The 11,417-nt window shown below is 63.8% G+C and carries 7 protein-coding genes; 4 read left to right on the top strand and 3 right to left on the bottom strand.

The genetic code is table 11. From position 1 onward, the window contains the following. Positions 1–65: 65 nt before the first annotated feature. The 3 genes from VVT58_RS05460 to VVT58_RS05450 are packed head-to-tail and all read right to left on the bottom strand — an operon-like array spanning position 66 to position 3,988. Positions 66–2,507: a TonB-dependent receptor domain-containing protein gene (locus VVT58_RS05460; protein WP_327754616.1), complete on the bottom strand. Its 2,442-nt coding sequence runs from the start codon at positions 2,505–2,507 to the stop codon at positions 66–68. Continuing rightward, entirely contained in the window at positions 2,491–3,420 is a 930-nt protein-coding gene (locus VVT58_RS05455; protein WP_327754695.1) for a FecR domain-containing protein, read from the bottom strand. The genes VVT58_RS05460 and VVT58_RS05455 overlap by 17 nt, the downstream gene beginning before the upstream one ends. A gap of 55 nt (positions 3,421–3,475) precedes the next feature. Further along, positions 3,476–3,988, bottom strand: a complete 513-nt coding sequence (locus VVT58_RS05450) for a sigma-70 family RNA polymerase sigma factor (protein WP_327754617.1) — start codon at positions 3,986–3,988, stop codon at positions 3,476–3,478. Between the two features lie 140 nt (positions 3,989–4,128). On the opposite strand from VVT58_RS05450, the gene VVT58_RS05445 reads away from it, so the two are divergent. The 4 genes from VVT58_RS05445 to glgC all read left to right on the top strand — a co-directional run bounded on the left by VVT58_RS05445 (position 4,129) and on the right by glgC (position 11,417). After that, positions 4,129–5,355 (top strand): serine hydrolase domain-containing protein, encoded by a 1,227-nt coding sequence (locus tag VVT58_RS05445; protein WP_327754618.1) that lies wholly within the window; start codon positions 4,129–4,131, stop codon positions 5,353–5,355. An 87-nt stretch (positions 5,356–5,442) separates the two neighbouring features. After that, complete coding sequence (locus VVT58_RS05440; protein ID WP_327754619.1) at positions 5,443–7,911, top strand: glycogen/starch/alpha-glucan phosphorylase; 2,469 nt, start codon at positions 5,443–5,445, stop codon at positions 7,909–7,911. An 18-nt stretch (positions 7,912–7,929) separates the two neighbouring features. Next, positions 7,930–10,107 (top strand): 1,4-alpha-glucan branching protein GlgB, encoded by a 2,178-nt coding sequence (gene glgB, locus VVT58_RS05435; RefSeq protein WP_327754620.1) that lies wholly within the window; start codon positions 7,930–7,932, stop codon positions 10,105–10,107. 50 nt (positions 10,108–10,157) lie between these two features. After that, the gene (gene glgC / locus VVT58_RS05430; protein ID WP_327754621.1) at positions 10,158–11,417 is read left to right on the top strand and encodes a glucose-1-phosphate adenylyltransferase; all 1,260 of its coding nucleotides are present in this window, start codon (positions 10,158–10,160) and stop codon (positions 11,415–11,417) included.

The raw sequence follows: 11,417 nt of genomic DNA, 5'->3' as shown, positions 1-11,417 counted from the left end.
CGCCTATGCGCGGGAGACGGCGCTGAAACGCCTGTTCCGTCAGATAAAAATAATGCGATGCAAGATCAGAAGGCGAAATCCAGCCCCAGCCGGACGGTGCGCGGGCGCAGCGGCGTCACATAATCCCCACGCAGGTCGAAGGGCGTACCGAGCGAGAAGCGGTTGCCGCTGCTGTCGAGCAGGTTGGAGAGCGACAGCGACCATTGTACCGTCCCATGCGTCAGCGCGGCGCTGAGCGCGGTGTCGACATAGTCGCCCTGTTCCCGCCCCAATATCGGCCCCACGCCCAGCCGGGACTTGCCGACATAGCGCGCCGATCCGCTGAGGTGAAATTGCATGTCCTTGCCCACCGGCGCACGATAGTCGAAGCCGATGCGCCCGCCCAGATTGGCGACATTGGGCAGGGTCAGCGACTGCCCCTCATAGGAGAGCAGCCGCACGAATTGCGCGGGGCGGCTGAGGCGGCTGCCATTATAGATGATGCTGCCGTCCAGCGTCAGGCGCGGCATGAGGCGGACGGCGATGCGGCCCTCCACCGTATAGATGCGTCCATCCCCGATATTGGCGGTGGTGGGAATGCCGATCCGGTCGGTGACGTCGGCCTGGATGTCCTTCCATTTCGTATGGGCGACATTGCCGGTCAGCGCGACCGCATCGACGCCCGGCACGCCCTTGCGAAAGCCGAATTCCAGGGTGGAGGCGCGGTCGTTGCGAAAGCGCTGGATATGCTGGTCATCGACCGCAAGGCCGCCGGGACGGAAGCCCTGCTGGAAACGGGCGTAGAGCGTCATGCCGGGCAAGCTATCGGTCAGCAGCGAGAAGGATGGGAGGAAGATCGTTTCGTTCCGGTTCGCCTGGGCCTCGGCCCGCGCGATGGCGGCCATGGACAGGACAGCGATGGGATCGAGCGCTTCGCCGCTCAGGCGGCTGTTGGTCAGACGCCCGCCGATCGTGGCGATCAGACCTGGGACCGGCTCGAACGAGGCTTCCCCGAAAAGCGTCGCTTCGCGGATGCTGTTGCGCACGCCGGTGGAGGTCGCGGGCATGCCGCGCCCGTACATCGGCACGCCGGGAATGACCTGCGGCTGCATCGGCGCCGTGCCGAAGGAGGTCAGCGACCGCTTGATGTCGGACGTGCTTTCCAGATAGGAGGCGCCCAATATCCAGCCCAGGCCATTGTCCAGATCGCGCACGATGCGGTTTTCGGTGGAGAAGATGTCGACCTTGTTCCTTTGCCGAAACAGGGCGGCGGGGCCGTCCGCCCCAGCCGGGTCATACTGGGTCGCGTCATAGCTTTCCGAGAGGATGTTGCGCACGAAGCCGGTCGAAGACACGAAGCGCAGATCGTCCCATTGCCGCTCTACCCTGAGATTGGCGAGCGCATAATCCGACGAATAGGGCTGGGCGACGGCGGAGGCGCGTTCGAGGTTGCCGATCAGCTTGGCGGCATATTGGGCGTCGTCGGCCTTGATCCGCTGGTAGACGCCGGTGAGGTCGATGGTCCAGTTCTCGTCCGGCGCGAACCGCAGCGCCGCACGGCCGCCATAGGTGCGGGTGCGGTTGACGTCATCCTTGTGGCGCAGGACATCGTCGATATAGCCGCCGTCTTGCACGCCATAGCCGACGACGCGCAGCGCGATCTTCTCCATGGCGATGGGCAGGTTGATCGTCGCGGCAAGGTCGCCACCCGGATCGCCATGCTGCGTTGCGCTGAACCCGGCGGAAATCTGCCCGCCTGCCTGACCCAGATTGGGCGCATTGGGGATCATGCGTATGATGCCGCCCAGCGAACCGGCGCCATAGAGCGTGCCCTGCGGCCCCTCCAGCACCTCCACGCCCTGCATGTCGTAGAGCTTCAGGTCCGGGTCGGGCGCGGCATAATTGAGCCGCATGTCCCCCAGATATTGCCCTGTCGTCGCCTGGGTCGGTCCGGCGACGCCGGAGTCCGCGATGGCGCGGACGAACAGCTTGTTGCGCCCCGCACCGGCATGGGTAGAACTGAGGCTCGCCACGCGGAAGATCAGGCTGGCGGTGCCGCCCGCCGCCTCTCCGGCCGTAAAGGCATTGTCGCTCACCACATCGACCATCCCGGCATAGCGGGGAAGGGACGTGTCCCGCTTGGAGGCGGTGACGATGATGTCGGCGGGTTCCTGCTCGATTTCCGATGCAGGGACGGTGGCGGCGACGCGAGGCTCGCGGGCCACGCGTTCCCGGACGATCCGATAGGTGCTGCCGTCGATCCGCCGGATGCTGGCGCCGCTGCCCTTGAGCAGGCGCTTGAGCGCGCCTTCCACAGACAAGCGGCCATGGACGGCGGGAGTAGCGATCCCGGTGAGCGACTGATCCGACATGCCGATGCTGGCGCCCGTTTGGCGGCCGAGCGCTATCGCCGCCTCGCCCAGCCGACCGGAGGCGATGCTGATTTCTTGTCTTTCCGCCGCTTGCACAGGCGAAGCGGCCGTTATGGCGAGGGCGGTGACGAAAAGGACGTCAGCGTGGCGGGCCATCCCCCTCCTTCAACAGCCATCCGTCGCCCTGTTTGACGGCGCTAAGGCCCATCAGCGGAGCGGCCTGGCCAAAGAAACGCACGGTATCGCGATCAAGGCGGATCGTGCCGGTAAAGCGCACCGCGCCCGCGCCGGGCGTGGCGTTGAGCCGGACCCCCAGCGAACGGGCGATGTCCGCGCTGATCTGCGTCACTGGGGCATTGGCATAGGTCAGGCGGCCCTGGCGCCAGCTCGCGACGGCATCCGTGGCGATGTCCATGACGCGCAGGCCGCTCTCGTCCTCGCTCAGTCCCCGGCCGGCGGGCAGGGCGATCGCCTCGGCCTTCGGATTGTAGATCACCTTGCCTTCGGACACGGCGATGCGGGTGGCGCCGCCGGTGTGGACGATGTTGAAGACGGTGCCCGCATCCTCGAACAGTGCATCGCCCACGGTCACGCGGAAAGGATTGGCGGCGTCATGCTGGACGGTGAAGGCCGCCTCGCCGCTGTCGAGCGCCGCGAAACGCGCATCATGCCGGTCGAAGCGCATGGTCGTGCCGCCGTTCAGTTCGACCCGCGTGCCATCGTCCAACGCAATGCTGCGCGTTTCGCCGGGCCGGGTGGTGACGGTGTAGATGTCAGGGCGATTGAGAAGGCCGACGGAAACCACTCCAACCAGAGCCGCCGCGATCGCGCCGCCAGCCAGCCAGCGCACCGGCCTCCATCCGCGGCTTCCTGCATCATTGGCGGGCGTGGCGATGGTGACAGGCTCTGCCGGAACGATCCCGGCCAGATCGGCATCGGCCGCCATCAGCGCGTCGTAAACGGGCGCACGCGCCGGATCAGCCTCCAGCCATGTGGTGAAGGCTTCCCAATCGGCAAATTCAGGATCGCGCGTGCGGATGACCCATCCGAGCGCCTCCTCATTCATCATGGCTCCAGCCCTGTTCATTTCAGCCCCTCATCTGAGCCAGACGCCGCCGCATGCCTCATTCCGTATCCATTTTCTGCTTGAGGGCGATCATGGCACGATAGGCCTTTTGCAGATCCTTCTCCACGGTGGTCAGGCTGACGCCCAATTCTTCCGCGATCAGCCTTTGCCCGACGCCCTCGATGCGGAAACGGCGGAACACCAGTTCGACGCGGGGGCCAAGCGATCGCAGCACGGCGCGGGCCTCCTCCAGCCTTTCGGTGAGGATCAGCCGTTCGTCGATCGCAATGTCCTCCGACGGGTCGGCCATGACGCCGCCCGCGCCCTCCGCCCAATCCTGTTCGCGCCGCTCGCGCCGGGTGGCGGAACGATAGCGGTCCAGCATCAGATTGTTCGCCATGCGGTAGAGATAGGGCAGCGGATCGGCAATCGGCCCCAGATCCTTCTCCTCCAATTTCATCCACATGTCCTGCAACAGGTCTTCGGATTCGTCCCCGGCGCCACGGGCGCGCAAAAAGCGCATCAGCGCGGGGCGATTATGCAGGAAGATGGCGGAGAGGCCGGTAGCCATGAAGAACTTGCGTCCAGTGGGATCAGGCGGTTGCCATAAAGGGCCGATGGGGGCGTTGCAACGGGCAAGCAGCGGAGGGCGCTTGGCATTTACCTGCGCCCGCGCCTGTTCTAGGGCCGATGGGCGGACAGGCAGGAGGCATGATGCAGGCGCCAGGGCAGGTGAGCGGGCAGGTGGACGTAGCGGCGGCGCGGACCGCAGGCATGGATGCCGGGAAATTGCAGGCGTTGGTCGACTTCGTTCATGAAACCTATGTCGCGCCGGGCAAGCTGCCCCATATGCAATTGCTGGTATCGCGTGACGAGCAGCCTGTCGTCTCGGTCCGCAGCGGCATGGCGCGGGCGACGGGCGAGCCTTTGCGGGAGGATGCATTGTATCGCATCGCCTCCATGACCAAGCCCGTGACCTCGGTGGCGTTCATGATGTTGGTCGAGCAGGGAGCGGTAGCGCTGGATGATCCGGTGGCGAAGGTCTTGCCTGAATTTTCCGGTCTGGCTGTTGGCGCTGACGGCAAGGGCCGGATGAAGCGGCCGATGCTGATGGTCGACCTGCTGCGGCACAGCTCAGGCCTCACCTATGGCTTGCAGCGGCAGACGGCGATCGATGCGCGTTACCGCGACCTTGGCCTCGACGAATTTCAGCAGAGGCGCAGTTCGGATGAGTTCATCGCCGCGCTCGCCTCGCTGCCGCTGGAATTTTCGCCCGGTGAGCGGTGGAACTATTCGGTGTCGACCGACGTGCTGGGCGTGGTGGTGGAGCGCCTCAGCGGCCTCGATCTGGAGCGCTATTTCCGCGAGCGCATCTTCGATCCGCTGAGCATGGCCGACACTTTCTTCGAGTTGCCGGAGGATCGTGTCGAGCGGATGACCGATGCCTGGCAATTGGGGGCGGACGGCGCGCTGTCGCTCTATGATCGCGGTTCGCGCAGTGGCTGGCGCAGGCCACTGAAGCTGCGTTCCGGCGGCGGAGGGCTGGTGTCCTGCGCGACGGATTATCACCGCTTCGCCCGAATGCTGCTGCGGGGCGGGGAGCTGAATGGGGTGCGCCTGCTCAAGCCCGAGACGGTGGCGGCGATGCACGTCAATCATCTGCCGGGGGGCAAGGATTTGGCCAGCCTGTCCTCCTCCATGTTCAGTGAAGCGGACTATGCGGGGGTCGGTTTCGGGCTGGGTTTCGCGATCGACCTTGGGACGCAGGAATATTATTGGGGCGGGGTGTTTTCGACCTTCTTCTTCATCGATCCGGTGGAACGGCTGATCGGCATCTTCATGACCCAGCATTTCCCTTCCAGCACCTATCCGGTGCGGGCCGAATTGCGGCGGGGCATTCGCGACGCGATCGTCGATCGCCAGAGAAAACGCCCCTAGGATTGCTGCGCTGCAAAATTTGCTGTTGGCGAGGGGAAGGGGCCGTGCAATCATCCGCCCGGACTCACGGCAAAAGGGGCACACGCCATGAACCTCAAAGGCCAACCGACCCTTCCCAAGCCCGCTCCCCGGCAGGTCGATCCGGAGGTTCTTGCCCATGAGATCGTCGAGCGGCTGACCTATCGCATCGGCAAGAACGCAACGGCTGCGAAGCCGCATGACTGGCTGCATGCCGTCATTCTGGCCATTCGCGACCGGGTGATCGATGCGTGGATCGATTCCACTGAAAAAACCTATGAGGCGCAGGGGCGGCGGGTCTATTATCTGAGCCTGGAGTTCCTGATCGGCCGACTGATGCGCGATGCCGCGTCCAACATGGAAATGCTGGACGACATGCAGGTGGCGCTGAGTTCGCTGGGCGTCGACATCGACATCATCGCCGCGCTGGAGCCGGACGCAGCGCTGGGCAATGGCGGCCTGGGGCGGCTGGCGGCCTGTTTCATGGAAAGCATGGCGACGGTCGACGTGCCCGCCTATGGCTATGGCATCCGTTATGTGAACGGCATGTTCCGGCAGGAGATTTCCGACGGCTGGCAGGTGGAGCTGCCCGAAACCTGGCTGACCCACGGCAATCCCTGGGAGTTCGAACGGCGCGAGGCGAGTTACGAAATCGGCTTTGGCGGCCGGGTCGATCCATCGGAAAATGAGGATGCCAGCCCGCACCAGATGCGCTGGCGGCCCGCCGAACGGGTGATCGCGACGCCCTATGACACGCCGATCGCGGGTTGGCGGGGCAAGCGCGTCAACACGCTGCGCCTCTGGGAAGCGCAGCCGATCGACCCGATCCTGCTCGACCGTTTCAACGCGGGCGACCATCTGGGCGCGCTGACGGAAAGCAACCGGGCGGAGTCGCTGACGCGGGTGCTGTATCCGGCCGACAGTTCGCCGGCGGGGCAGGAATTGCGGTTGCGGCAAGAATATTTCTTCTCCTCCGCTTCTTTGCAGGACATCATCCGGCGGCATATCCAATATTTCGGAGATGTGCGGACCTTGGCGGACAAGGCGGCGATCCAACTCAACGACACGCATCCGGCGGTCGCCGTGGCGGAGCTGATGCGGCTGCTCCTCGACAATCACGGCCTCGATTTCGACGAGGCGTGGGACATCACGCGCCGGACGTTCAGCTACACCAATCACACGCTGCTGCCCGAGGCGCTGGAAAGCTGGCCGGTCCCGTTGTTCGAGCGGCTTCTGCCCCGGCACATGCAGATCGTCTACGCCGTGAACAGCCGTCTGCTGGGCGAGGCGCGGCGGTCCGGCAAGTTCGACGACAGGGCGATCGGCACGATTTCCCTCATCGATGAAGGCGGCGAGCGGCGGGTGCGCATGGGCAATCTGGCCTTTGCCGGATCGCACAGCGTCAACGGCGTGTCGGCACTGCATACAGAGTTGATGAAGGAGACGGTCTTTGCCGACTTCCATCAACTCTATCCGACGCGGATCAACAACAAGACCAATGGCGTGACGTTCCGCCGCTGGCTGATGCAGTGCAATCATGGCCTGTTCGAGTTGATCCGCGAGGCGATAGGCGACCGCTTCATGGATGATCCCGAAGCGCTGCGGGACCTCGATCCGTTCGCGGAAGACAGTGGTTTCCAGGAGAAATTCCTGGCCGTGAAGCGCGGCAACAAGGCGGCGCTGTCCGATCTGCTGCGGCAGCGGGTGAATGCCCGGATCGATCCGGCGGCTTTGTTCGACATCCAGATCAAGCGCATCCATGAATATAAGCGGCAGTTGCTCAATATCATCGAGGCGGTTTCGCTCTACGACCAGATCCGGTCGCATCCGGAAAAGAACTGGGTGCCCAGGGTCAAGCTGTTCGGCGGCAAGGCGGCACCCAGCTATCATAATGCCAAGCTGATCATAAAGCTGGCGGGCGACGTGGCGCGGGCAGTCAATCACGATCCCGCCGTGCAGGGGCTGCTGAAGCTACAATTTGTACCCAATTACAATGTCAGCCTTGCCGAAGTAATGATCCCGGCGGCGGACCTGTCGGAGCAGATTTCGACGGCGGGCATGGAGGCGTCGGGCACCGGCAATATGAAGTTCGCGGTCAATGGCGCGCTCACCATCGGCACGCTGGACGGCGCCAATGTCGAGATGCGCGATCATGTGGGTGACGAGAATATCGTGATCTTCGGCCTGACCGCCGCTCAGGTGAACGAGCGGCGCGCTCAGGGCTATCATCCCCGCGACGTCATCGGCCAGAGCCGGGAACTCGGGCAGGCGCTGGACGCGATTGCTGGGGGCGTCTTTTCGCCGGACGATCCGGATCGCTACAAGGATCTGGTGCAGGGCATTTACGACCATGACTGGTTCATGGTGGCGGCCGATTTCGACAGCTATTCCGCTGCCCAGCGGCGCGTGGATGCCATGTGGCAGGATCAGGCGCTCTGGGGGAAAAAGGCGATCCACAATGTTGCGCGGATGGGCTGGTTTTCATCCGATCGCACGATAAGAGAATATGCGACCGACATATGGAAAGTGCCGGTTTGAGGGGAGGCCGTTAACAGGGTGGGATTGACGCCGGAACAGATCGCCCGGCTGCTGGAAGGGCGCGAGGACGATCCATTTGCGACGCTTGGCGTCCATCCGGCGGGTGCTTCTGAGGGAAAAGGGGGCTTCACCGCCTGCGTCCTGTTGCCCGAAGCGGTCAGCGTCACGGCGCACAGGCTGGACGGCAAGGCTGTCGGAACCCTGACCCCGCTCGGGATTGGCGGATTGTTCTTCGGCAAGGTGTCGATCCGCAAGCACCAGCCGCTGCGCTATTGCGCCACTTATGCGGATGGCGGCGAATATCGGTTGATCGATCCCTACAGCTTTGGTCCGGTGCTGGGGCCGATGGACGATTATTTCTTTGCCCAGGGATCTCATGCCCGCTTGTTCGACAAGATGGGCGCGCATCTGATCGCCCATGAGGGGGTGGAGGGCACGCATTTCGCGGTCTGGGCGCCCAATGCGCAGCGGGTTGCGGTGGTGGGCGACTTCAACCGCTGGGACGGCCGCCGGGGGCTGATGCGGCGGCGGCAGGATGCGGGGGTCTGGGAAATCTTCCTGCCCGAAGTGGGGCAGGGCAGTCCCTATAAGTTCGAGATTATCGGGCCGGATGGCGAAATGCTGCCATTGAAGGCCGATCCCTTCGCCTTCCAGTCCGAATTGCGGCCCTCGACCGCTTCCATCGTCGCGAGCGCGCCGGATCATGTCTGGGGCGATGAGCGCCACCGCGCTCATTGGGAAAAGGCCGATCCGCGCCGCGAACCCCTCTCCATCTATGAAGTTCACGCCGGATCATGGCAACGCGACGAGCATGACGATTTCCTGAGTTGGGATGCGCTGGCCAACCGGCTGATCCCCTATGTGGTCGGCATGGGTTTTACCCATATCGAGTTCCTGCCGATCAGCGAATTTCCCTATGATCCAAGCTGGGGCTATCAGACCACCGGCCTTTATGCGCCGACAGCGCGTTTCGGTGATCCGGAGGGATTTGCGCGCTTCGTCGACGGCGCGCATCGGGCGGGTGTCGGGGTGATCCTCGACTGGGTGCCAGCGCATTTTCCGACCGATGCCCATGGCCTCTCACGCTTCGATGGCACGGCGCTTTACGAGCATGAAGACCCGCGCAAGGGTTTCCATCCGGACTGGAACACCGCCATCTACAATTTCGGGCGGCGCGAAGTGGCGCAGTTCCTCGTCAATAACGCGTTGTTCTGGGCGGAACGCTATCATGTCGACGGGTTGCGGGTCGATGCCGTCGCCTCAATGCTCTACCTCGACTATAGCCGCAAGGAAGGGGAATGGATTCCCAACAAGCATGGCGGGCGGGAGAATGTGGAGGCGGTTGAATTCCTCCAGCAGATGAACAGGGCGCTCTACGGCGCCCATGGCGGCATCATGACCATAGCCGAGGAATCGACGAGCTGGCCAAAAGTGTCCCACCCCGTTCATGAAGGAGGCCTGGGTTTCGGCTTCAAATGGAATATGGGTTTCATGCACGACACGCTGCGCTATCTGGCGCGCGATCCGGTGCACCGCGCCCATCATCATGACGACATCACTTTCGGCCTGCTCTACGCCTTTACCGAGAATTTCGTGCTGGCGTTGAGCCATGACGAGGTGGTGCACGGCAAATCGTCCCTGCTGCACAAGATGGCCGGGGACGATTGGCAGAAATTTGCGACCCTGCGCGCCTATTACGCGATGATGTGGGGCTATCCCGGCAAGAAATTGCTGTTCATGGGGCAGGAATTCGCCCAGCGCGACGAATGGAGCGAGGCGCGGGCGCTGGACTGGCATCTGCTCGACCATGCCCCGCATCGGGGCGTGCAGTTGCTGGTGAGCGACCTCAACCGCCTCTATCGTTCCCGCCCAGCCCTCCATGCCCGCGATTGCGAGGCGGAGGGGTTCGAATGGGTGCTGGTCGACGCGGCGGCGGACTCGGTCTTTGCCTGGGTCCGGCGCGCGCCGGGCGCCGCGCCGATCGTCGTCATCAGCCATTTCACCCCGCAATTGCGCCATGGCTACCGGATGCGCCTGCCTTCGGGGGGACGCTGGCGGGAGATCATGAACAGCGACGCGGCGGAATATGGCGGCAGCGGTGTTGGGAATATGGGGATCGTCACCGCTGATGAGGAAGGATGGGGCAATGTCACCATCCCGCCCTTTGGCACGTTGATGCTGGAACTGGACTATTGAGACCGACGGGTGGAAGCCAAACGCTCGCGGGCATGAAGGAGAAGAGGCCGATGCAGCCAAGACACCAGCCGATCGCCCGTGACGCCATGGCCTATGTGTTGGCCGGGGGGCGCGGCAGTCGTCTGGCCGAACTCACCGACCGCCGCGCCAAGCCTGCCGTCCATTTCGGCGGAAAGGCGCGGATCATCGATTTCGCCCTCTCCAACGCGCTCAACAGCGGCATCCGCCGCATCGGCGTCGCGACGCAGTACAAGGCGCATTCGCTGATCCGCCATCTCCAGCGCGGCTGGAACTTCCTGCGGCCGGAGCGCAACGAAAGCTTCGACATCCTGCCCGCCAGCCAGCGCGTGTCCGAAAGCCAATGGTATGAAGGCACGGCCGACGCCGTGTTCCAGAATGTCGACATCATTGAAAGCTATGCGCCCGAATATATGGTCATCCTGGCGGGCGACCATGTCTACAAGATGGACTATGAGCTGATGCTCCAGCAGCATGTCGACAGCGGCGCGGACGTCACCGTCGGCTGTATGGAGGTGCCGGTGAAGGAAGCCAGCGGCTTCGGCGTCATGCATGTGGATGAGCGGGACGTCATCACCGCCTTCGTCGAAAAGCCGAAGAAGCCGCCACATATCCCCGGCAATCCTGGCGTGGCGCTGGCGTCCATGGGCATCTATGTCTTCCGCACGGCTTTCCTGATCGAAGAACTGCGCCGGGATGCGGGGGATCCCGCCAGCAAGCGCGATTTCGGCGGCGACATCATCCCTCATATCGTCAGCCATGGCAAAGCTGTCGCCCACCGCTTTTCCAACAGTTGCGTGCGCGCCGAAAGCGAGCCGGTGCCCTATTGGCGGGACGTTGGCACGATCGATGCCTATTGGCAGGCCAATATCGACCTGACCGATGTGGTGCCGTCGCTCGACCTTTATGACCGGAGCTGGCCGCTCTGGACCTATTCCGAAGTCACGCCGCCTGCCAAGTTCGTGCATAATGAGGAAGGACGGCGCGGGTCCGCGACATCCTCGCTGGTCGCGGGCGGCTGCATCGTGTCGGGGTCGTCGCTCCACCGCAGCCTGCTCTTTTCCGGCGTGCGCACGCACAGCTTTTCCTCCGTCACGGAAAGCGTCGTCATGCCCGATTGTGTCATCGGGCGCGGGGCGCGGTTGCACAAATGCGTGCTGGATTCTGGCGTCATCATCCCGCCTGGCCTGATCGTGGGCGAGCATCCCGATCATGATGCACAGCGGTTCCGCCGCACCGACAGCGGCGTGACGCTCATCACCCAATATATGATCGAACGGCTGGTGGACTGA

Origin of the sequence: Sphingobium sp. SJ10-10 (assembly GCF_036038995.2) — a bacterium.
Classification (GTDB): Bacteria; Pseudomonadota; Alphaproteobacteria; order Sphingomonadales; family Sphingomonadaceae; genus Sphingobium.
The sequence above is the reverse complement of the archived record's forward strand: the minus strand, read 5'-3'. Positions and strand labels throughout refer to the sequence as shown.

Bases quoted from the DNA above. Each gene is read 5' to 3' on its own strand.
- VVT58_RS05445 (WP_327754618.1), top strand. From the start codon at position 4,129: ATGATGCAGGCGCCAGGGCAGGTGAGCGGGCAGGTGGACGTAGCGGCG.
- VVT58_RS05450 (WP_327754617.1), bottom strand. From the start codon at position 3,988: ATGGCTACCGGCCTCTCCGCCATCTTCCTGCATAATCGCCCCGCGCTG.
- VVT58_RS05440 (WP_327754619.1), top strand. From the start codon at position 5,443: ATGAACCTCAAAGGCCAACCGACCCTTCCCAAGCCCGCTCCCCGGCAG.
- VVT58_RS05460 (WP_327754616.1), bottom strand. From the start codon at position 2,507: ATGGCCCGCCACGCTGACGTCCTTTTCGTCACCGCCCTCGCCATAACG.
- VVT58_RS05455 (WP_327754695.1), bottom strand. From the start codon at position 3,420: ATGATGAATGAGGAGGCGCTCGGATGGGTCATCCGCACGCGCGATCCT.
- glgC (WP_327754621.1), top strand. From the start codon at position 10,158: ATGCAGCCAAGACACCAGCCGATCGCCCGTGACGCCATGGCCTATGTG.